Origin of the sequence: Commensalibacter communis (assembly GCF_947179105.1) — a bacterium.
GTDB classification, from domain to species: Bacteria; Pseudomonadota; Alphaproteobacteria; order Acetobacterales; family Acetobacteraceae; genus Commensalibacter; species Commensalibacter communis.
In genome coordinates this window covers 219,310-243,011 of the sequence record NZ_CAMXCK010000002.1, presented here as the reverse complement: position 1 = coordinate 243,011, position 23,702 = coordinate 219,310, and the positions used below count along the sequence as shown (strand labels likewise).

The 23,702-nt window shown below is 35.9% G+C and carries 17 protein-coding genes and 1 tRNA gene; 10 read left to right on the top strand and 8 right to left on the bottom strand.

Annotated features, from left to right (window positions below; genetic code table 11):
• The first annotated feature begins 24 nt into the window (after nt 1–24).
• The 3 genes from PQG52_RS05765 to cueO all read left to right on the top strand — a co-directional run bounded on the left by PQG52_RS05765 (nt 25) and on the right by cueO (nt 3,898).
• Nucleotides 25–1,950: a S9 family peptidase gene (locus PQG52_RS05765; protein WP_271828428.1), complete on the top strand. Its 1,926-nt coding sequence runs from the start codon at nt 25–27 to the stop codon at nt 1,948–1,950.
• 25 nt (nt 1,951–1,975) lie between these two features.
• Nucleotides 1,976–2,203 (top strand): hypothetical protein, encoded by a 228-nt coding sequence (locus tag PQG52_RS05760; protein ID WP_271828427.1) that lies wholly within the window; start codon nt 1,976–1,978, stop codon nt 2,201–2,203.
• 138 nt (nt 2,204–2,341) lie between these two features.
• Nucleotides 2,342–3,898, top strand: a complete 1,557-nt coding sequence (gene cueO / locus PQG52_RS05755; protein WP_271828426.1) for a multicopper oxidase CueO — start codon at nt 2,342–2,344, stop codon at nt 3,896–3,898.
• 77 nt (nt 3,899–3,975) lie between these two features.
• Here the strand turns inward: cueO and PQG52_RS05750 are convergent, their stop codons facing one another.
• Entirely contained in the window at nt 3,976–4,227 is a 252-nt protein-coding gene (locus PQG52_RS05750) for a putative hemolysin (protein ID WP_271828424.1), read from the bottom strand.
• A 257-nt stretch (nt 4,228–4,484) separates the two neighbouring features.
• On the opposite strand from PQG52_RS05750, the gene hdeA reads away from it, so the two are divergent.
• From hdeA to PQG52_RS05735, 3 genes are all read left to right on the top strand, one after another.
• Nucleotides 4,485–4,820 (top strand): acid-activated periplasmic chaperone HdeA, encoded by a 336-nt coding sequence (gene hdeA / locus PQG52_RS05745; RefSeq protein WP_271828422.1) that lies wholly within the window; start codon nt 4,485–4,487, stop codon nt 4,818–4,820.
• 171 nt (nt 4,821–4,991) lie between these two features.
• Nucleotides 4,992–6,368 carry a D-arabinitol 4-dehydrogenase gene (gene dalD, locus PQG52_RS05740; protein WP_271828420.1) on the top strand — a complete coding sequence of 459 codons (1,377 nt, stop codon included), beginning with the start codon at nt 4,992–4,994 and terminating at the stop codon, nt 6,366–6,368.
• A 101-nt stretch (nt 6,369–6,469) separates the two neighbouring features.
• Nucleotides 6,470–7,744 (top strand): MFS transporter, encoded by a 1,275-nt coding sequence (locus tag PQG52_RS05735; protein WP_271828419.1) that lies wholly within the window; start codon nt 6,470–6,472, stop codon nt 7,742–7,744.
• Nucleotides 7,745–7,780: 36 nt separating this feature from the next.
• Here the strand turns inward: PQG52_RS05735 and PQG52_RS05730 are convergent, their stop codons facing one another.
• Nucleotides 7,781–8,245: a hypothetical protein gene (locus PQG52_RS05730; RefSeq protein ID WP_271828418.1), complete on the bottom strand. Its 465-nt coding sequence runs from the start codon at nt 8,243–8,245 to the stop codon at nt 7,781–7,783.
• Nucleotides 8,246–8,396: 151 nt separating this feature from the next.
• Between PQG52_RS05730 and PQG52_RS05725 the strand changes: the two genes are divergently transcribed.
• On the top strand, nt 8,397–9,182 hold the full coding sequence (locus tag PQG52_RS05725) for a hypothetical protein (protein ID WP_271828417.1): 786 nt from the start codon (nt 8,397–8,399) through the stop codon (nt 9,180–9,182).
• A gap of 53 nt (nt 9,183–9,235) precedes the next feature.
• Here the strand turns inward: PQG52_RS05725 and PQG52_RS05720 are convergent, their stop codons facing one another.
• The 4 genes from PQG52_RS05720 to hemE are packed head-to-tail and all read right to left on the bottom strand — an operon-like array spanning nt 9,236 to nt 12,465.
• Complete coding sequence (locus PQG52_RS05720) at nt 9,236–10,195, bottom strand: threo-3-hydroxy-L-aspartate ammonia-lyase (RefSeq protein ID WP_271828416.1); 960 nt, start codon at nt 10,193–10,195, stop codon at nt 9,236–9,238.
• A 9-nt stretch (nt 10,196–10,204) separates the two neighbouring features.
• Entirely contained in the window at nt 10,205–10,657 is a 453-nt protein-coding gene (gene hemJ / locus PQG52_RS05715; RefSeq protein WP_271828415.1) for a protoporphyrinogen oxidase HemJ, read from the bottom strand.
• 6 nt (nt 10,658–10,663) lie between these two features.
• Nucleotides 10,664–11,389: an HAD family hydrolase gene (locus PQG52_RS05710; protein ID WP_271828414.1), complete on the bottom strand. Its 726-nt coding sequence runs from the start codon at nt 11,387–11,389 to the stop codon at nt 10,664–10,666.
• An 11-nt stretch (nt 11,390–11,400) separates the two neighbouring features.
• Nucleotides 11,401–12,465, bottom strand: a complete 1,065-nt coding sequence (gene hemE / locus PQG52_RS05705; protein ID WP_271828413.1) for a uroporphyrinogen decarboxylase — start codon at nt 12,463–12,465, stop codon at nt 11,401–11,403.
• A 456-nt stretch (nt 12,466–12,921) separates the two neighbouring features.
• Between hemE and PQG52_RS05700 the strand changes: the two genes are divergently transcribed.
• The 3 genes from PQG52_RS05700 (at nt 12,922) to PQG52_RS05690 (ending at nt 15,226) form a co-directional block, all read left to right on the top strand.
• The gene (locus PQG52_RS05700) at nt 12,922–13,362 is read left to right on the top strand and encodes a carboxymuconolactone decarboxylase family protein (RefSeq protein WP_271828412.1); all 441 of its coding nucleotides are present in this window, start codon (nt 12,922–12,924) and stop codon (nt 13,360–13,362) included.
• A 110-nt stretch (nt 13,363–13,472) separates the two neighbouring features.
• Nucleotides 13,473–13,548 (top strand) — tRNA-Ala (locus tag PQG52_RS05695).
• Between the two features lie 109 nt (nt 13,549–13,657).
• A complete protein-coding gene (locus PQG52_RS05690; RefSeq protein ID WP_271828411.1) occupies nt 13,658–15,226 on the top strand; it encodes an LA2681 family HEPN domain-containing protein in 1,569 nt (522 codons plus the stop codon).
• A 45-nt stretch (nt 15,227–15,271) separates the two neighbouring features.
• Here the strand turns inward: PQG52_RS05690 and pbpC are convergent, their stop codons facing one another.
• Together pbpC and PQG52_RS05680 are read right to left on the bottom strand one after the other, a co-directional pair.
• Nucleotides 15,272–17,632: a penicillin-binding protein 1C gene (pbpC, locus tag PQG52_RS05685; protein ID WP_271828410.1), complete on the bottom strand. Its 2,361-nt coding sequence runs from the start codon at nt 17,630–17,632 to the stop codon at nt 15,272–15,274.
• Between the two features lie 8 nt (nt 17,633–17,640).
• Nucleotides 17,641–23,652, bottom strand: coding sequence for an alpha-2-macroglobulin (locus tag PQG52_RS05680; RefSeq protein ID WP_271828408.1), 6,012 nt, complete (start codon nt 23,650–23,652; stop codon nt 17,641–17,643).
• Between the last annotated feature and the right edge of the window lie 50 nt (nt 23,653–23,702).

Below are 23,702 nucleotides of genomic sequence, written 5' to 3'. Positions count from 1 at the left end.
AGATAATTTGTAAAGGTTATATTGATGACGGATTTAAAAACACCACAATTATGCGGCAGCTGGGTATCTTCCTTTACACCCCAAATCGTTAATGGAAAAAATGTTATTTTTTCCGAACTAACAACAGACCATGATGATATTTATTGGTTAGAACGACGTCCAGAAGAGCAAGGCAGAACCGTTTTAGTTAAACAAAATCCAACAACAACCAATATAAGAGATATGACACCTCACCCCTTTTCTGTGGGAACGCATGTCCATGAATATGGAGGTGGAGCCTATCACGTCCATCACCAACAAATTGTCTTTAGTGATCAAAAAACAGGGGCTGTCTGGTTTATCGATAAAGAACAAGAACCTCTTCTCATCTTCCAAGATAATAATTATCGTTTTGCTGATTTTCGAATAACGGGTCAATTTGTCATCTGTGTTGCTGAACATCATACGCAAAATAATGTAGTAAATTATATTGTTGCTTTATCTTTATCCAACCCACAACAATTAACCATTTTAGTCAAAGGATCTGATTTTTACAGTTCCCCTCGTTTATCCCCAGATCAAAATCAGTTAGCATGGATTGAATGGGATCACCCCAATATGCCTTGGGAAGCAACGCGTTTATATATCGCAGACATTGACCAAACGCTTTCTTTAAATCATACCAAGATCATCGCAGGAACAGAAATCCAAGAATCATTAATTCAGGCTGAGTGGACATCAGATCATACGCTTGTTGTCTGTAGTGATCGCAGTGGTTATTGGAATCTCTATCAAGTAAGCATCAATGATTCAAAAATTTGTGCTATTGCCCCAATGGATGCCGAGATCGGATTGCCCGCATGGGTGTTTGGGCAACAGAGTTGGTATCCGATTCAACAAAACGAATTTATTGCTCAGGCAATAACAAATGGGAATGCAGAAACAATTTTAATTCGCGATGGGCAACCATCAAAAATTGATCTTAACCATCCAGAAGCATGCCCTGTGCCTTTAAAAGAAAAAAATAGTTTTGCATGGATTAATCATTCACCCTATCATCCTGCTCAAATCATGATGCAAGATGCTAATGGGAAACACCATGTTTTACGGTCTTCTAGCACTGTTCAGCTAAGCCCAGAAGATATTTCCTATGGACAATTGATGACTTTCCCAACGCAAGATCATCAAGAGGCACATGCGTTCTTTTATCCACCGACCAATAAAAGCTACTGCCCAATAGAAAGTGAATTACCCCCTTTATTAGTTCTGGCTCACGGTGGGCCAACAGGGCAAACAACCAATGATTTTTCGCCACGTATTCAATTTTGGACCAGCCGAGGATTTGCTGTTGTTGATGTAAATTATCGAGGCTCTACGGGTTTTGGAAAAAACTATCGTGAAGCCTTACAAAAACAATGGGGTATTCTTGATGTTCAAGATTGCATCGATGCGTGCCAATATCTTATTCATCAAAGTAAAGTTGACCCTAAACGGATCGTCATTCGGGGCAGCAGTGCGGGTGGATTCACGGTTCTCACGGCTTTGATCCAATCTCCATTATTTGCAACAGGATCGTGCTTGTATGGCGTGGGAGATTTAACGGCTTTAGCAGAGGAAACACATAAATTCGAAGCACGTTATTTAGATGGGTTAATCGGTGAGTATCCCAAAGAAAAACATATTTTTCATGATCGCTCCCCTTTAACCCATATTCACAAGATTCAATCTCCTTTGATCGTCTTTCAAGGATTAAAAGATCAAGTTGTCCCACCGTCTCAAGCAGAAGCAATTATTCAAGCATTAAAAGAAAATCATATTCCTTATGCCTATTATTCTTTTCCAGAAGAAGGACATGGTTTTAGACAAGAAGCAACATTAACCAAAGTATTGGAAATGGAGCTATCGTTTTTTGGAAAAATTCTAGGGTTTACCCCTGCAAATCAAAGTGAAGAAGTCATTATCCATCATTAATTTTTTAACCAATCAAAAGAGTAATATGAAAAACAATCATTGGAATTATCGTGTTATGAAAAGCTCTATTAATGGATTAGGTATCTATGAGGTCTATTACAATGAAGATGGAAGCATACAAGGTTTCAGTCATAATATTGTTTCACCCAGAGGTGACTCTTTAAAAGAACTAAAAGCAGATCTATTACTCTACGTAAAAGCTTTAAAAAAACCTATTTTAGATTACGATCAACTGACAAAGCAATTTCAATGACTACGATATGCGGTTGATCTTCTAAAACTAAAAAGATGATTAACAATTCAATCTCATATTCGCCATAAACATAGTGAATGATTGAGCAAATAAACTTTGAGAACCACAATCCATATGCTTAAGAAAAAGATTTAAACTATGCAACGTCGTGACTTTTTAAAACTAACATCTCTCTTTGGTATGGCAGGAGCAGGGATATTTCCTTATCAAGCTGCTCTAGCAACACAGGAAAGAACACCATTACCAATCCCACCACTTTTATATCCAGATACTCAAGGAAATATCAATCTAACTTTGCAAGAAGGAAATACTCATTTTATTCATGGCAAACAAACCAAAACTTGGGGAATGAATCAAGCCTTTCTTGGCCCTGCTCTGGTGTTAGATGTTGGTAAAAAAACCTCAATAGCCATTCATAATCAACTCCCAGATCCGACGACGTTACATTGGCATGGATTAATTATCCCAGGTGCTTCTGACGGTGGCCCACAAGATCTGATCCCACCTAAAACAAGCCAAACCGTTGAACTTACGCTTCAACAACCTGCATCTACTTGCTGGGTTCACCCTCATACCCATGGACAGACAGGAAAACAAGTTACGATGGGATTGGCTGGATTGGTGCTTATTCAAGATAAGCAAAGTAAAAAGTTACCCATCCCTGAGCAATGGGGAAAAGACGATATTCCTGTTATTTTACAAGATCGACAGTTTAATGCTTTGGGGCAATTTGAATATAAACTAGACATTATGAGTGCTGCGCTTGGATGGTTTGGTAATCATATGCTGACTAATGGTGCAAGCTATCCTTGTCAAATTGTTCCACGAGGGTGGGTCAGATTACGTTTTCTGAATGGATGTAATGCACGCACCCTGAACCTTGCGACTAGTGACGGCAGACCTTTTTATGTGATTGCCAGTGATGGTGGTTTCTTACAAGAGCCTGTTAAGGTAACTGAGCTACCCATTTGGATGGGTGAACGATTTGAAGTCATGGTCAATACTTCTGATGGGAAACCATTTGATATTATTACACAGCCCGTTTCACAAATGGGAATGAATCTGCCCCCGTTTAATAAAAACGTCTCTGTTTTAACCCTTCGACCATCATCAGAAACAAATCAAGCATCACTTCCAGATCATTTGGTCGATGTACCCGCTCTGCCTAAACTTTCTGATCTCTATCAACGCAAGCTACATCTTTCGATGAATCCTCAATTAGATCAAATGGGAATGCAAGTATTTCAAGATCAATACCCTCAACACTCAATGTCAAACATGAGTATGCATCATGGGCATGATATGAAAATGGATCATATGGCTCATCATGCTGACCATCCTTTCGACTTTCATAATGGAAATATGATTAACGGCAAAGCTTATGACATGAATCGCCCATTATTTAATGTAAAGCAGGGACAATATGAAAAATGGATTATTTCTGGTAAAGGCGACATGATGGTGCATCCATTCCATATTCATGGAACACAATTCCGTATCTTATCAGAGAATGATGCACCGCCCGCTCCTCATAGAGCTGGATGGAAAGATATTGTGCATGTCGAGGGAAAAATCAGCGAAGTCTTAGTTCGTTTTGATCATTTAGCCATTCAAAAAAGAGCTTATATGGCACACTGCCATTTATTAGAACATGAAGACACAGGAATGATGTGCGGTTTTACCGTCAGTACTTAATTTTAATACTATAAATAAAATAGGCGAGCAGCACTAAAATGATGTTTGACAATCAAAATCGATCCAAGCGATTACTTTTATTGAGACGCATGATCTCTACGAAATAATGCCCATTCCTCGATTTGTTCCCCACTCGGTAATGCACAAATCGCATACTCCCCTTGTGGGGTGGAAACAGACCTCAATTTTCCGTTTAATTTTATACAATATACTGAAGCAGGATTAGGCATACCTATTATTTGATCTTTTGTTTTTTCTTCTGGATGTTGACATGCTGTTAACATAAATAAACCTACTCCTAGATAAATCCAAAATCGAAGTTTCATCATATCTGTACACCTAATTTAATATTTGCTATTTGAATATTATAAAAAATATAAAGTCATTTTATAAATACTTAAAAGATAGTCTTATTAGTTTTTAAATAAAAAATTAACTAAATATTAATAATTAATTAATAAAATAAAGTAAAAATTATTTTTATTCATCTTTTATTTTCAGAAATGATTACCATTATTAATTCAGACTAAGGTATAAGTAAATTCCGCCCTCTAATTACCATAATTTTTTAAATTAGGATAATATCATGAAAAAATCATTAATGCTTTTAGCAACATGCGCTTTCTCTATTTCCACAATAGCAGCTGCTCACGCAGCAGACAAGCAACAACCATCACAAATAAAACAAGTTAAGCCTGTTGGGCAATTAACGTGTAAAGACTTCTTGATGCTCGATGAAAGTTTTAGACCAACTGCAGTTGCCTTTGCCGAAGGTGTAACCAAAAAAGATAAAATTGTTGATCCGACATTAGATGTACAAGGAATTGCACAAGTTGTTCCTGTTTTAGTTCAAGAGTGCGAAAAAACACCACAAGACAACTTTGTAAGCAAAGTGAAAACACATCTTACCAATAAAAAATAGTCTTTTAAGATTAGCCTTACAATTCCGTATTTTATATAACCTGATTATAATGTAATCAGGTTATTTTTTCGATCAGTCACAAAATTGTGATTAAATAAAAAAAGTTACTTGATATCACGAAAATGTCATATAGTAAGCTATTGGTTTTTATTTTACTAAAGAGTTTATAACATGACAAATATATGGATGCACATTGGTGCTGGATCATTTCATCGCGCTCATCAAGCTTGGTATTTACACCGTTTATTAAAAGAAGTTACTGCTGATCAATGGAAAATTGCCATTGGTGGCATTCGTGATGACGTTGTGCCTCTGTTAACTGCTCTTGCTCAACAAGATAATGAGTATATTTTAGAAACCGTTACCCCTCAAGGTGTTCGTAGTTACGAAAAAATCACTTCGATTGCCAAAGTTCTGCATTGGGATGAAAAAATGACCAATCTTATTGAACAAGGGGCAAAAACAGAAACAAAGATTATCGGATTTACAGTAACCGAAGGGGGGTATTATCTTGATACCAGCCACAATTTAGATCCAAATAGCCCCGATATTCAAAACGAATTAAAAGGAAAAATCTGCACGATTTATGGTGCATTACGTGCAATTTTAAAAGAACGTATTAAACAAAATGGTAATCCTGTTACCTTATTAAGCTGTGACAATTTACGTCATAACGGGGATCGTTTCCGTCACGGGTTCCTTCAATTCCTCGAACTTTGTAAAGATCAAGAGTTGGCGGAATGGGTAAAGAAAAACACAACTTCTCCTAATGATATGGTGGATCGCATTGTTCCTCGTCCTGCTGCAGATTTAGCCCCGCGCGTTAAAAAAGAAACAGGCGTTGATGACAAAGCCCCAGTGATGGGCGAAGCATTCATCCAATGGGTTATTGAAGACAATTTTATCGATGGTCGCCCTGCTCTTGAAAAAGTTGGTGCAGAAATGGTCGAAGATGTTCAACCTTATGAAGAAGCTAAAATTCGTATTTTAAATGCCAGCCACAGCTGTATTGCTTGGGCAGGTTCATTGGTTGGCTTATCTTATATTCACGAAGGCACCCAAACCCCTGAAATTAAGCAGCTGGCATGGAATTATGTCACTGAAGATGTTATTCCTTGTTTAACCCCATGCCCATTGGATCTAGAAGACTATAGAGATGTTGTTTTAGATCGCTTCAGCAACCCTAATATTCAAGATACTAACCAACGTGTTGCAGCAGATGGATTATCCAAACTTCCAGGCTTCATTACCCCAACCCTGGTTGAATGTTATGAACGTGGTGTTGAACCAAAAGCAACCGCGGTACTTCCTGCTTTATTCTATGTGTTCCTAGAAGAATGGCATAAAGGAACCATCCCATACGAATATCAAGATGGCATTTTGGATGCAAAAGCAATGCATGCAATGCTTGATGGCGCAGATCCAATTGCTCAATTTACCAGTGACAAAGCATTATTTGGCAGCCTTGCTGGAAAAGCCGAATTTGTTTCTTTGATGCGTAAAACAATTGAAGAAATCAGAAATTGGAAAAACAACTTTAAAAAGTAAGCTTTCATAATGCTCGAAAGGCAACACTAAAGCTTGTGTTGCCTTTTTTTTGGGTCTTTTGATCGTATATTATCAACATTTGTAACTTGTAAGAGCATCTTATGAATTCTCAAAAACTCTTATTCGGCTTTATGCCTTTACCCTTAATTTGGGGTTATATTGCTATCGCTATTTTCATGGCTGGCGATGGCTTTGAAATGGCTTTCTTATCCAAATATATTACCAATATGGGCTTTTCCCAAGAACAAGCAACCTTTGTCTTTACTGTTTACGCCTTTGTTGCTGCGATCGCTGCGTGGAGCTCTGGGGTAATTGCAGAAGTCATCACGCCACAAAAAGCAATGTTAGCAGGCTTTGCCATTTGGGTTGTTTTCCATGTGTTATTCATGACTTTGGGAATAGGCATGCATAATTATCCATTAATGGTTATTTTTTACGGACTACGTGGGTTTGGGTATCCTCTCTTTATCTACTCCTTCATTATTTTGCTAATTCATAACCTGCCTCAAAATAAAATTTCTACTGCAATGGGATGGTTTTGGGCTGCTTACTCTGTGGGCTTAGGCACTATTGGCGGACTATTACCTGGATATACTAATTCCAAAATTGGCGAACATGGTACTTTGTGGTTAGCATTAATTTGGGTCGCAGTTGGTGGATTACTTGCTTTATTTGCGCTTAGAAAAGTTAAAATTTCTGAAGAAAAAGCCAATTTATCTAGTTCTGAAAAAATTCATGAGCTTACGCGTGCCATAACAATTTTATTTACCAATAAATATATTTTTATGTCTGCCTTAATCCGTATCATTAATACTATTCCTTTGTTTGGTGTAGCAATCATTATGCCTTGGTTCTTAGAAGGAGACCCAAAACATAATCTTGCTGGACTAGGGTTTAAAAACGAAGAATGGCAACAAATTTGGGCGCTATTCTTAACCATTACAATTTTTACCAATGTATTGTGGGGAATTATGGGCGATCATATTGGTTGGTTAAGACAAGTGCGCTGGATTGGATGTGTTTGCGGTGTATTTTCCTGCCTAGCATTCTATTACGTCCCCCTTTATTTTGGTCATAATTATTATGCTGCCATGATCCCCGCAGTTATGTTGGGAATTACTGTTGCTGCCTTTGTACCAATGACCGCAGTCTTTACAGCGCTTGAACCAAATCACCAAGGGGCGGCTATATCGATTTATAACCTTTCTGCTTCTCTTAGCCAAAGCGTTGCTGCCATTATTGCTGGTGCAGTAATTGGAATTTGGGGTATTTCTGGTGTTTTATGGACATATGCAGGCCTATATGTCTTTGCTGCGATTTTAACCTATTTCATTAAAGTCGATCAGCCTAAAATGGTAAAAACTGTTAGAAATTAATAAAAAAAGCCTCCTTTACTGGAGGTTTTTTTATAATTAATTCATAGACCCATAAGAGGTAATAAACAAACGCTCACAACGTTTGTCTTCACAACCAAAATATTTTTGTTCCTTACCTCTATACCAAGTAGCTGTTGCGCCACCATTAATATAAAAATCCCAATTTTCTCCATTATATATTAATTTTCCAGTAATATCACACTGGGTCTGAGAATAATGATGATAAGAGCTCATTGAATAATTAATACTTAACCTAAAAAAGCGAATAATTTGTGCTTTAGTTATTTTCCATTTTTTACATGCTTTTTCCTCACCTTTATCAGAAAAATCTTTTGGATCCATCCGAACAGGATTAATAGTAAGAATCTTTATTTGATCTGATGCAGGTAGCTTTCTTTCAAAATATACTTCGTCAGATTCTGCCTTAGCATTCAATACACCCAACAGTAATGATGAAACAATTAAAATTAATTGAATTTTTTCATTTATTACACTATTCATAATTATAAACATTTTGATATCAAAAAAATTGTCTTACCATCAAACATAGTCCTTAAATAAAATAATTATTTCAATCATTCGTTATAAAATCTCTTGTCTTTTTAATTTTTTCCACGATAAACAAGAAGTAATGGTATCAAGGAGACTATTCATGAATAAATATGCGTTATATTTAGCTTCAATAATAACAATGTCCTGTATTTCTTTTGCCCAAGCAAAAGAGAACGATCCTCTTTTTATTAAACAAGATAAATATGACTCTTGGCTTTTATCAGAATATTATAATTCCGTATCTTTGAACACTGTAGCCCAATCATCACCAATTACAGTAGAAATCAAACCTTATGGATATTCGCTCTCTATTAATGTTGCTTTGGATCCAAAAGAAAAAGACTTTCCTGCCACAATAGAATTCGATATCGGTGATTTTACAACAGAATTAAAAAGAGTAGATCAGACCAATACATATAGCACGACCTTAGACCCTATGCCCAGCTTAACAGTCATTAATAGTTTAAAAGAAAATAAAAATATTATTCTTTATTTGAATAATGATAAAACCGTTAATGTTTCTTTAAATGGTATGATTAAAGCACTGGATACAATGGAAAATTTTGCAAAAGATCATTATATTCCATTGCCTCCACCATTCTCTTCAAAAATAGACGTGTATGCAACAATGTCTATTCCAAATATTATTCCTTTTGATTTATATCCTGTTTTCCGTCAACAAAGCTATTTCAATGATATTTGTAAAGAAAAAAATGACAAGAAGAACAAAGATCAAAATAAGCAAGATGCTTGTAAAAAAGATGAAATATTAACTAATATTTTAAAAGAAAAAGGGTTTTGTTCAAAAGAAAATATTCAACTTCCACAAAGCTTTATGCAAAACTCCAAAATATCCTATGAATGGATGGAATGTTCTGAAAAATAGAATATTTTAAGAGTGTAAAATACTTTTTACACTCTTTTTATTAAGACGTTAGACTAACCAACCCACTTGGCAAACTGTTTTAAGTCTACGTTGCCACCGCTAAGAATAACTCCAATTTTTTTACCTTCAATTGGGACGTTTTTCTTCATTGCTGCGGCAGCCGCTAAACATCCAGTAGGTTCAACAATCATTTTCATACGTTCAGCAAAAAATAGCACCATTGACACTAATTCTTGATCTGAAACAGTCAGAATATCATCAACTAAGTTCTGAATAATGGGAAAAGTATGTTGTCCTAAATGAGTTGTTGCAGCACCATCGGCAATGGTTTTTGGCGCTGTGATGTGAATAATCTCGCCTTTACGTAAAGATTGTTGTCCATCATTTCCTGCTTCTGGCTCAACACCAAAAACTTTGATATTCGGTAATAAATATTTAGCGGCCAATAGAGACCCAGATAATAATCCACCACCACCCAAAGGCACAAACAAATAATCCAAAGAACCAACTTCTTCTATCAATTCTTTAGCTGTTGTTCCTTGTCCTGCAATAACATCAGGATGATCGTAAGGTGGTATTAATGTTAATCCCTGTTCTTTGGATAATTGTTGTGCGATGATTTCTCGATCTTCAGTATAACGATCATATAAATAGATCTCTGCACCATACCCTTTGGTCGCTGCCATTTTGATTTCTGGCGCATCTTTAGGCATGATAATCAATGCTCTACTGTTATGTAGTTTACTGGCGTAGGCAATGGCTTGAGCATGATTACCAGAAGAATAGGTAATTACCCCTGCCCGACGTTGTTCTGCTGTTAAACAGGCAATTGCATTAAAAGCTCCTCTAAATTTGAAAGCTCCAACATGCTGATAATTTTCACATTTGAAATAAAATTGCGCTTTTGTTAATTCATTTGCAGTTCTTGATGTAAAAACAGGCGTTTTAATTGCTTTATCTTTTAATCGAACAGCCGCAGCTTCAACATCTTTATAAGTTACCGAATAATTCACTATAGCCCCTTAAAAAGGTTTAACGACAACCATAATCACGATAATAATCATTAAAATTGTTGGGATCTCGTTCATATAGCGATAAAATTTCTCAGAATGCTTATTTTGATCTTTGAAAAACTGTTTACGCCAACGTGAACAAGCACCGTGAAAGCCCAGTAAAAGCAATACAGAAATAAATTTAACAGGCCACCAAATAGAATGAAAATCAACTATTCCTGGTACACATACTAATAGAATACCAAAAAGAAGCGTAAATATCATTGCTGGATTAATAATGACACGCTGTAACTTATGCTCCATCGTTTTGAATCGTTCGCTTTCTTCTGAACCAACTTTGGCTTGACAATGATAAACAAATAATCTGGGCAGATAAAATTGCCCAGCCATCCATGCAATCATTGCAATAATATGAAACGCTTTTAACCACAAATAATAAGGAGCAATTACAGCAAACATCATAAACCTTTATTTCTTTTGACTTTGAACAACTTCTTTAATGAACTCAGACGCTTCATTTAATGTTTCAACACGAATTAACCCACGATAATCTGGGGCTGGTTTCTTTAAGTCTCTAAGTAAAATACAAACCATCCCAGCATCATAAGCTGCCTTTAATCCTGTATCGGAATCCTCAACAACAATACAATCTTCTGGATTAACCCCTTCTTGTTCAGCAGCATATAAATATAAATCGGGAAAAGGTTTAGGGCGTTCCACATCACAACCAGAATGAGTACGGTGATCTTCGAACCAATGTGTTAATTTAGATGTTTTAAATTTAATAACCATCTCTTCTTGCGAAGAGTTAGAACCAATTCGATAAGGAATATCAAAATTTTTCAAAGTTTGTAGAATGGTTTCAACGCCATCTATAGGATGAATATCTTTATACATTGCTTCTACAATTTGGTTATGGGCATGTTGCCGCCAATGTAGAGGTAAAGGCGTTGTTACATGTTTTTCAATTTTTTTTTCTATGTCAACTAATTGAACACCACCAAAAAACTCTCTGGCCTCAGGGCCTGTGATATTCCAACCATATTTTCTGGCTTCTTTACCTAGGACTTCACCAACAACATGTTCACTTTCAACCAAAACCCCATCACAATCAAATATAACTAATTTTAATTTTCCACTAGGATGAATACCTTTAGGGGCTTGTAAAATCGCTTTTTTTATACTTTCTCTCACTATTAATCCCTTTATTTTAAATTACGAACTGTATTGACCAATTCATAGACATGATCCAAAGGAGTAGTTGGAAGAATACCATGTCCTAGATTAAGAATATGAGGTCTGTTTTTTAATTCAATACATAAATTATGAATTTCTTGTTTCATGATATTGGGATTATGTAACAAACATAACGGATCAAGATTACCTTGGAAACCTATTTTTCTGTCAATCGTTTTATTTAACAAAGAAATATCTGCTGTTTGATCAATACCAATTGTTTGTAAACCTGTTCCATCAATATAAGATTGTAATTTTGTTCCTGCCAATCTTGGAAAGCCAATAATAGGTATATGAGGATATTTACTTTTAACAATATCAACAATTTGACGCGTGGGTTGTATAACATACTGATCAAATAAAGTTACAGGAAGTAATCCGCCCCAACTATCAAACAATTTAACAGCTTCAGCACCAGCTTCAATTTGTCTACATAAATAATCAGCGGTTGTTTGCGTAAGCAAATCAATAATTTTTCCAAATAAAGACGGATTTTCATACATTATTTTAAATACAGTTGAAAAATCTTTAGAGCTCCCCCCTTCAACCATATAACATGCTACTGTAAAAGGTGATCCTGTAAATCCTATTAACGTCACAGATTGTGCTGCTGCTGTGCCAATTGTCTCTGAACTATTCACAATTTTATTAAGTTGTCGAATAGCTTCAAGAACAGGTTCTGTTTTCTCAATAGCTTGTTGAGGGTCTAGTTTTTGTAAATCTTGTTCTGATTGAATAGGCGGTAAAACAGGTCCTTTGCCTTCAATAAATTGTAAATTTTGACCTAAAGCCCAAGGTAAAATTAAAATATCTGAAAATAAAATTGCTGCATCAAAAGCAAAACGTCGAATAGGTTGTAATGTAATCTCTACGGCAATATCGGGGGTTAAACAACGAGTTAAAAAATCTGCTTGTTGTCTTAAAAGTCTAAATTCTGGTAAATATCTTCCTGCTTGTCGCATTAACCAAACCGGTGGAGGCCATACAGATTGACCATTTAAAACTGTTAATAATTTTTTACTTGTCGACAACATTAAAGAAATTTTCCATTCAATTTGTAGTTTTGTTTTTTCCCTTTTTAGAGTTTATCAAAACTTTTTCCATTTTTACATTCCCTTTAAAATAAAAAGAAAATTTAAATTTATAGTGTTTGTTTATTGTTCCCTGTTAGTACTGTGGTACCCGGCTTTCAAAAAATGTACCCCATTTTTATCACAGAGTGTACAGTTTTTAATCAATTGTTTTTATTGGGTAAAATAGAGTTATCCAGATATTATCACCCCACCCCTGTGTACAACTCACTGAATTTAAAAAAGAGAGTACAATCCCCAGTACTAGGTACTCCTATGATTACAGGGTCGTACAATCCCCATGTACCTCAGTGTACCACAAGGTAAAAACAAGTTATACTTTTGAATAAAAATGTAAGAATCGATTTTATGATTTAAAATGAAAAGGCAGATTGAATCTTAAAATCAAAGAATGAAAAGATGAGTATTAAAAGAATTAATTATTACAAAGCCGCACCTCAGATGATGAAAGCAATGATGGATCTTGAAAATGCAACACATGAATCTGTTTTGCCTATTTTATTGAGAGAGTTGGTTAAGATAAGAGCGTCACAGTTAAATCATTGTGCGTTTTGTTTAAATATGCATACCAAAGATGCTTTAAAAGCCGGTGAAGATATTCATCGATTAATGGCGATTAGTGTATGGAAAGAAAGCCGTTTATTTACAGATCGTGAACGTGCTGCATTATTATGGACGGAAACATTAACCTTATTATCAGAAAAAGAAGCATCAGATGAAATTTATCAGCAAGTTTCTGCGCACTTTAATGACCAAGAATTAGCAGAATTAAGCGTAGTTATTGCAGTCATTAATGCTTGGAACAGGTTTGGTGTTGGTTTTGCGATGCAGCCTGAATAATCAATAATGTTTAAAATCTTATTTTGACTTTGGTTTAGATAAGATTTTAAAATAGAATAACGATTAATAGTTGATTTTTTAAGTCGAACTGTTTATATGTTGATGTCGTTGGGGTCATAGCTCAGTTGGGAGAGCGTCTGGATGGCATTCAGAAGGCCAGGGGTTCGATTCCCCTTGACTCCACCAAGTAAATTACATTTTAAAATTTAAATATTTTCCATTAAAAATTATAATCATTTCTTTCTTTTAATATTATAGTTGCATATGTTAAATTCATGCAATTAGGTTTATCGAAATGACAAAGACAGATGAAATTAATCAGTTTTATTGTGAATTTTCAAAAAAAATTGATCAATATATCCTAGCTCAAGATCATCATAAATTGCAGGAAATGGATATTTTGTGTGATCAATATATTCAAGAGTTTCCAGAAATAGCCTTTGCATTATGGTATTGTAAATCTAATATTGCAGCTATATTGACGAAAAAAAATGATGATCTAACAATTTCCGAAGATGTGCTTCATTCTTCGAATTTAAAAGAAAAATCGCCTATTATTAAAATTGATACAACTTGGAAACCCCTTATGTATTTACGTCGGGCAGTTTGGGATCAAAGTTTTGACAGTGCACCGATTAATTTCAAAGTGATGATTTTAACAAATATAGGAAATGCATCTTCTAATGTTAATCGTTTTATTGAAGCAATAGAATTTTATAACTATGCTATTGCAAATATTCCGAATTTTTCAGTTGCTTTATATAATCGTGGAAATTTGCTATATAAGTTTGCGAATTGGTTATCTGCAAATCCTGAAATAGAAACAGACTTAACCCCTGTTTACTTTTTATATAATGAGGCTTTGAAAAGTTTTGAACTTGCTTTTCAGAAGGATGCTGTTTGGGCAACAAGTGATGATAATATTAAAATAATGCATAAGGAATATGATGAAGTTATATTTCCTAATATTCAATCCATGAAAATTCAAGAAGTTATTAAAAATTATAAATTTCATTCTGATGATTTTTTTAAAGGTTCAACCGAAGAAATTGCTTATCAAAAATGGTCATTAAAAGAACATTTATATCTTGATCCAATTAATTTAATAACAACAGATAATATTGCTGGATATGATTATTTATCATTACCTCCTTATCTCTGTCGTCAAGAAGAACAAACTCCAGAATTTTTTCATTGGTTTTTATTATTAAAACAAGAATATATTGCATCTCGATATTTGCTTTTTCAATCAATCGAATTGCAAGGAAAAGAACATTTTTGGAATGAAAATAGTGATTTATTTACCCCGAATGAATTTGTTTTAACAAGTTATGATGGTTCAGAAAAGGACCATCAAAGTCAATTTGTTTCTGGTTTAGAAAGTGCTTTAATGAAAGCATCATTTAGTAAAGCTTATGGTATTTTTGATAAAATTGCCGAGTTTATTTTTGCATTTTGGCAGTTAGATACAAAAGATAAAAAGAGGAATAAACATATTTCCATTAACAATGTTTGGTATAATAATCTTGAATTCAAAAATGGCATAAATACTGTATTAATTAACGATACAAATTGGTTTTTGAAGGGGTTATATCATTTATCTTATGATATTGTCGGTAAAGAAATCTCTCAAGAAGATCTTTTACCAGAATTTAAACGATTGCAAGAAATCCGTAACAAATTAGAACATACTGAGGTAATTATTACAAAAGATACAGAAACAGAATCTTTAAATCAATTGATGAGCATTTCAGAAAAAGACTTTGTTAAATGTAATTTATTTTTATTACGCCTAATAAGAAATGCCTTATTCTATTTAAGTTTGGCAGCTAGCTTAAATCAGTCTCAATTAAAAATTATATAAGCATTTTCAATGATTTATACAATTAAAATATATTTTATATAAACGCTACTGAATCGAATCAACTGTAATATTAATACTCTCACTTTGCCCCTGATCGTCAGTAACAGATAGATGATACTTACCAACCAATTCTGGCTGCCAAAAGATCGGTGTATTGGGTGTTGTTTGTCCGATAAATACATTATTTGCAAACCAATATAAACGTGAAACATTTCCATCGGCATTGGCGGTTAACAGAATTGAATTCTGAGTATTTTCCTTTGATTTTGAGCGCAATATATAGGTTTGATATGCATGAGGAGACTTGATATGGGGTGGACGGGTATTTTTAAATTCTTTCTTGCATGCTGGATCAGAAGGAGGATGTCGATAAGATAATCCAGCTTTGTTAAAAAGCGATTGAATTTCAGAAGGCCAAAATTCATAGATTTCTGTATGGACTTGTTTCCCTTCATAAGGGGGGCATGCAATTTTTCCTGTCAGTGTATCAATTTTAACAGGTTGGTGTAACGTGCTGACTTTGATGGGGGATACGCCTGGGATAAACCATGTATATCCTGTTTGTGGACACCAACGATTGGGTAAATCACCACTGGCAAGGCAGATTTGCACTTTCTTTAATTCTTTTGGTGGGTTCCAAGCAGTCAAATCGTGCGTTGTTGTCACAGGTCTTAATGCATCAATCATATTGAAAAATAAAGGGGCTGCTGTTTTAATACCTGTTGCGTTACTGTTGCTGGAATTATCAAAATTTCCAACCCAAACAATTAATACATAATGGCTAAATAATCCTGCTGTCCAAGCATCACGAAAGCCTGACGAGGTTCCTGTTTTCCATGCAATTGGAAAAGGCGACATAATCGCAGAAGTGGTTTCATCTGGACGTTTATTTTGGGATAATATATCCAAAACCATAAAACGAGCTGCATCACTTAATAAAGGCTTTCCATCTTTCGTAGGGTCAGTCGAAAGAAATCGTAAAGGGCGTAATTTTCCTTGGCGGCTTAACAAAGCATATAAATTTGCCTCTTGTTGCATACTGATTTCTTCACCGCCCAGTGCCAAGGATAAACCATAATATTGTTGGCTTTTAAGATGGTTAATGTTGGCGGACGATAAAAAATGATAGAAATCAGGATTTTTTAATTTAGAATTAACCCAAACAGCGGGAATGTTTCGGCTTAAATTTAACGCAATTGTTGCCGTTAAGGGCCCCTTAAAATGTCCATCGAAATTTTCAGGCATATATCCTGAAAAACTCATCGGGATATCATATAAAATCGTTTGAGGATGCAGAAACCCTTGATCGAACCCTAATCCATAAATAAAGGGTTTTAATGATGATCCTGGCGACCTTCTGATATTGGTGCCATTGATTTGACCAGAAATGGCAGGATTGAAATAATTGGCTGATCCAACCAAAGCTTTGACGCTCATATCATTCGTATCAACTAATAAAGCAGCACTATTGCGAATGCCAAATTGATGATTTGCGTTGATAAAATTAGAAATTTGCTGCTCTAAAACATGTTGTAGATTCAAATCTAATGTTGAATTTATCCGATGTTGTGTAGGATAAGTATGTAAAATTTGTTCTACAAAGTGCGGGGCTTCAAAAGGCAATTTTGTGGTGGGTCGAATTGGTAAAGGTAGTTGCATTAAAGCAGAAAGATTTTGATCTGTTGAGTATGTTTCTTTCCATATTTCATAGAGGCTAGATCTCGTGTTCAATAAATGTTGGTTGGTAATAAAACAATTATCTTTCTGTTTGCATTTTATTTTTAAATTAGGTTCTTGAGGAATAATGGCTAATAAAAGTGCCTCTGGTATTGTTAATTCAGATGCGTTTTTATTAAAATAAATCAGGCTTGCGGTTTGTATCCCTTCGACATTACCACCGTAAGGGGCAAGGTTTAAATAGGCTTCTAAAATTGCATCTTTTGAATAAAAGAGTTCTAATTGTGTGGCATAGTAAATCTGTTTTGCTTTTCCCCAAGGAGTTTTGGTATTGAGGTGATATAATAACCGTGCAAGCTGCATCGTAATAGTTGATCCACCTTGCCGATGACCATGTAAAAGATAAGTAACGACAGCACCTCTGGCAATACCATAGGGGTTCGTGCCAAAATGGTGATAAAACCATTGATCTTCATGCAGCAAAACCGCATTGATTAAAGAGGGCGATATTTGGGCTAGCGGCACCCATAACCGATAACGATCATCTTTGGCCAGTGTCAGTCGTAATAATTTGCCCTGTTGGTCATACACGACCCGAGACACTGGTAATATGTCTTGTAAAGGGGGATGGGGATATAGGCGACAGCCAATAATCACCAGGATTATTAAGCTGCCTGCACAAATCCAATTTTGCCATTTTTTTATCAAACGAATGACAGAATGTATCAATAGACGGATCATTTAGGCGAGGTAACAGAAAGATATCCACCTGAAAGCGATCTTGCTTGAATGGTTGGGTTATACATTCCTTCACCATAAGCAGGCGGGATGATATATTTCCCAGCATTGGTTGCTTTGATCCGATAGACATATTCCTGGATATCTTTGGTTACCGATGTGTAAATTAGCACTTTATCTTCTTGCTTATTGACAAAGTCAGGGTAAAAGCCGTTACTTTCCGCAGGTTCATTTTCTGTCATCAGATCAAAACCACCAGGAAGCAAATCCGTAATGGCGATATTTGCATGTGTTTTATTATCCGTTGAACGAAATTTAAGATGAACCAAGATCTCCTGACCAATTTTAACGCTGGATACAGGATTGTTTTTTTGATCCGTATAGTCACGAATAATTTCCATTTGATGTTGAATAGCTGTTTTCGGTGGGTTTTGATCAAAACCTCTTTGAATAACGCTATACCATGCTTTATTACCGGTTTTATTATCAAAAGATAAAGAAGTCGTTGGTCCTTGTTGCCAGTTGAGAATTTGTATCCCATTCTTGATTTGACTGGTTTTCAAGACAGAAGGTATTTTCTGCCCTTGCTCTGTTGAGTCTTGCAAAGCTTGGATCAAAAGGTTTTGAGTATTATCTTTCATATTGGCTGAATAAGCTTCAAACGCCATCACCGTTAAGGAAGAAGACAACGTATTGTAATAACCTTGTTCAATAGTGTTCAAAATATTGGTAAAAGTATTTTTAGAGAGTGTTGGTATGATTTCTTGGAAATGTTGAGACAAAAGATAAAGGGTCGTTGCATCCTGTGCCAGATCGCCACCGTCATAGCCATCAAACTCCCAACCCAGAGTGGATTGTTTAGGATCGCGTTGCAGCCTTTTTAAAGGGCCAGCCATCATTTGTTGTGCAGCTTCATCTTGCTTCATCAGCTTCATTGCAGAGGCTAACCATGCAGCCGTTGAATCTTGTTTCCATTCATCTTTATAGTGATTGTTCAAATCTTTTACCAGACCAGCAATCGGGCTGGTCATGATAACGCCATGCTTGGTTAATATATAAATGGCAAACGCTTTATTACGCATCTCTGATAAAGTGCTGGTATTCCCATTAATGGCATAATCTTTTAAATAGACATATGCTTTGTCTAAAGCAGTGCTGGAAACTTGTTTGCCCTGATCTGCTGCGTTTTGTAAAAAGAATGTAACATAAGCGGTTACAAAATTATCGGCATTCGGTGTTGACCTCCATAAACCAAAAGCCCCTGCATTATTTTGCCGTTCTTGCAATACAGAAATCGTCTGATCCAACGAGCTGTCCAATGCGCTGATTTGCTTTGGATCCGTTTGAGCAAAAATAGTTTTCAAAGCTGAATTATTCTGGATGGTAAGCAATGCAAAAGCACGGCTGACTAACTGTTCAGAACAACTATGCTCATAATTAATCAGATAGGTTCCTAAACCTTGGATAATGACCATTGGCAGATTAGAAAACGAAGCATAATGCAACGCATTATGAGGATAGACATGACGCAAATTTGTAAAGAGTTTGGTTTGCCCAGCCCCGACGCTGTTCATATCGACTTGAGTGCGATAGGTAGATGCAGGTCGTAATAAAACATGTGCGGTAGCATTGGTTAAAGATTGATTATAGTTAATGGAAAAGTGCAAGTCCCCTGACCCAAGATTTTGGTTCAAAGCTTTGATACGGAATCTAATCGTTACAGTTTGTTTTTCGCCCAAAGATAATGTTTGGCTATTATCACCAATAACTTGAAACTGAGGGGTTGTTTTCAAACGAACTGTAACAGGAACTTTTTGATTATTTAGATTTTCTAAATTATTTGCAACCAAAACGCTGACTTCACTCTCATCGCCTGGGGTTAACGTTGTGGGTGCATTGGGTTTTAATACAAAATCATCTCTGACAATGCTTTCTTGGCTGGTGACGCCAATTTGTCCATCAGAAACAGATAATGCCATGACTTTTAATGTGCCGTTGAAATAGTCTGGGGCATCATAGGTAAATTCTCTGGTACCATTAATGTCAACAATGCCTGACCAGAACACCACAGGTTTATCTTGTTTGCGTTTAAACGGATTAACATGTTGTGCAAATGGAGATTCGTCATCTCCACCAGAAGCAGAAACAGATCTTAGTAATTGACTAAATTCAGGAAGAATTTGGTCTAGGATCTGTAAGGTTTGCACATCAAGCATTTTCTTGCTGAAGAAATAACCCAAGGGGTTGGGGAGTTGATATTTTGAAACTTGTAAAATGCCTTTATCAACCGCCCATAAAACCACACGTGTTGGTCGTTCTGAAGTCACGCTGAACGTTATTTTACGATCCTTTGTGATTTTAGGAGCCGTTATGGTCAACGGATTTTGATGTTGTGCAAGATCAACAGAGAAAGGCATAACGCCATAGCTGAGTGGACTCATAAAGATTTCATCAGAAGCAGGATCACGAATAAATTGGACATTGATATATCCATTGCCATCTAGATCTTTTGGTACTGTAATATGCTGTACAGAACTGATGGTATCCGTATGGAACCATGTATGCGCATAGACTTTATCTTTTTCAATCGTGATTAATCCACTGCCTGTATAAGGGGCGCGAATAGCAATTTCAATTTGCTCGCCTGGCTTATAGGATTTTTTATCAAGATGAATATTAAGCTCGGCATTTCGTTCCAAAGATCGGGATAAATTACCAGCCCCAATAATAGAATAGTTAATGGTATTTAGTTCGTGATTATCTTTGTCGATAATAACAAGCTTATAGTCACCAGCGATTTTGGTATTGATGGGATAATCACTGCCATTCTTAGCAATTGTGAATGGTGTTTCACTTAAAGTCTTTTCTCTGAGTTTAGATTCATATTTATAAAGCCCAGAGGATTGCTTGACCAGAACAGATACATAGCGTTTTTCGATAAGTCGAAGTTTCAAATCAGATAATGGAATTAAGTCTGCTTGTTGATTAATGGCAATCAAACGAATGGGTTTAACAGCGCTATTGATCTTGATATTGTTGATATCGTCCGTAGAGTGATATCCAACCATATAGTCATTTGGCGAAACTATGGTTTTAGCCGTTGCCGCAACGCTGCGCCCTGAATCTGGTTCATAGACTTGCCCTAGGAATGACAAAGAATAGCTGGCATTGGCATATTTTTTCAGATTAAGATCAAACACAGCTTTGCCTTGATCGTTTGTGGTTCCTTCTTGTAGGGTATCTTCGAAACTCTCTTTTAAACGATCAGCAACGCTAAATTGATAGTCTTTCCATTGTTCGAATTGAGGAATAAATGGGGATACTTTAATGCTGGCTTCTACACGTCTGTTGCTGGCAGGGGTACCAAACAGATTTTGTGCGTCAATGATTGCTTTTAATTGTTCAGGTTTTACCCATCCTTTGGCATTATTCTCTGAAAATTGAGCTGAAACTCGGGTTTGTTCAGGCAGGAAATCTTTGACCTTGATAGTTGTCGACCCAATTTCTTGAGACCAGTCTTTGTCTTTTGGATCTATGGTTTGCAGGCTTATTTGCCACGTGCCATTGGGATCATTATCGCCAATGGTTTCGGTAAACTCATTAAACCCATCTGCGTCAACCCTTACAGGTCGTTCATGACTTTTCCCTGTAGGATCTGTAATAACGATTTTTAATGGTAAGCCCGTTATAGAATTATTCCAGTCAGCAGCTTTGATGACCATACCAATATGAAAATCTTCACCTGTTCGGTAAATCCCGCGATCAGAAAATAAATAGGCAGAAATCTCTTTTTTGTGAATAGTGTTAATATCCCCACCGATATTGAACCGAGAGAAGTCAAGTTGTCTATTAGACGCATCAATTGGTAAAAAAGATAGATCATCTTCTTTGGTGACAACGTAAAGAATAGGTCGTTTATCTTTTGAATAGCCTTGTAAATTAGGAAAATGCACAATACCAGAATCATCAGTGGTTTTTGTGATTAGTTTTTCTCCATTTAATCCCATTACGGAAACATCAGCATTCGCAACAGGGTTTCCATCACTGATTGATTGGATAAAGACGTCTTGACTACCATCAAGAGATTTTTTGACGATCATTCCTAAATCAGTAATGACAATCAGGCGACTATCATTCACAGAGGAACGGTCTTCATCTTCATCAGGTCTGTCATCGTTATTATTTGCATCAGAGTTAGCGGTAGGCGTAGACCCCAGCGCAAATGTTTTTTCGTTATTAAGCCGGTTTCGTTTAAGAGTTTCTCGTTTTGCTTTTAATTCTGCTTGTTTATCATATTCAGATAAATGCAGAATAAAGACACCATGTAGTCCTTTGTGAAGATAAGAAGAAAGATCAAAGCCATCATAACGAATGTCATGAGAGGGTTTGCTGCCAAAGCTGACTTTTTGCTCATAACGATTAATAATGTGATCTTCTGTAAAGGGATAGGTAAAGTTTACTTGGTTATAATTGTCCTCATTATTGCGGAAACTGACCAAATGTTGAAGTTGATTTGGACGAAGTTGTCCGATAACCATCCGCACGCCCGTCAGATTTTGGGAAACAATAGAAACTTTATTGCTGCCATGCAGGGATAACAAAGCCCCATCAGACATAAAGTTCAATCGTCTTGGATAGTCTGGTGCACTCAGGATCATCGTTGATGGGGTGCTGAGAACATATCCCCCCGTAGATTGTATGCCTGTATTGATTTTCACCAAAATTTGTTGATTAGGATCGGTCTTAAATTTAAAACTTTGTACAGCTTGGGCACTATTTTCAGCAGGAATCAATGATAATGAAAGGGGTGTGAAATGGCTGATAGTCTGAGGCGTCAATGTTTTTGGATTCCACGCAGAATCTTCATCTTTTAACGGCGGTAAGATCCACGCGGAGATATTTCGAGCAACTTGTTCATCATTGACTGGAGAGTTGAATTCTACCTCTAAAATTTGATCCGAATTATTTTTTTCATCGGTGACAATATGTGAGCTTAAACCATCTACACGCAGAGTATATTTACTGGGAACATTAACCGACGTAACGATTTTGCTCGTAAGGGTACCATGTCCCAATTGTGATGTTGTTCCTGGATCAATTGTTAATTCCAACTGGCTGTCGTCATTTGGGATAGGAAGAGTTTCAGAAGAGATGGTCGCTGTTAAGGTTTGCTTATCATAAACAACAGTAAAAGGAATATTCTTGCTGATTTTTCTAGTTTTGTTTTTATTACCACCAAACAGAGATGAGCTTTCGATTTTAACATATGAATTTAATGATAAATGAATGTTTTTTTCAAAGCTGATCGGATCGACAAGCATATTAAAATGGATGGTGAAAACACCCTTTTTAATCATTGGATTTTGATCGTCTTGTTGAAACGCTTTGGATTGAACTGTTGCGTCAAATGCTACGGTTGTAAAGGGAACAGTGGGAATTTTATTATTGATATCTCTGGCATTTCGAACAATAACATTTGGATTAAATTCTTGAGGTTTGGCAAAATCAATCTGATAAGTTTGCCCAGCTTTCCAATCCGTTTGGGGTTGAAAGGTTAAAGAATGGTCATTAACCCAATGCCATACCCCTTTTATTTCAGGAGAAATTGGAAAGAGGTTTGGGAAATTTTTACCAACTTTGTCCAAAGGCGCTGCGGAACCTGAAAAATTAACTCTTAAAGGATAAATAGTTGGTGGTGATTTTTTATAATCTGTAAGAGATGGGGCAATCGCATAGATCTTGACCAGATTAGGGATTGGAGGAATTGGACGAGTTTTATACCAATATACCCCATAAGCAAAACACCCAAACAATGCGAGACATATGGGTGCGCCATATGAAATTTTTTTCTTTCTTTGACCAATAAATTGCCAGCAAGAAACCAGCCATTTTGGCGCTGACCATGAAAAATGAATTTGACCAATAATCGGTCTTAAAATAAATAAAATAAGCCTTTGTAAAAGAAGGAGAATTTTAAGAGGGAATAAGCAAATAAAACGTAAAAACGGCATAAAATTCACCTTTATTTATTTTTAAATATATAATGATCACTTATTCATTA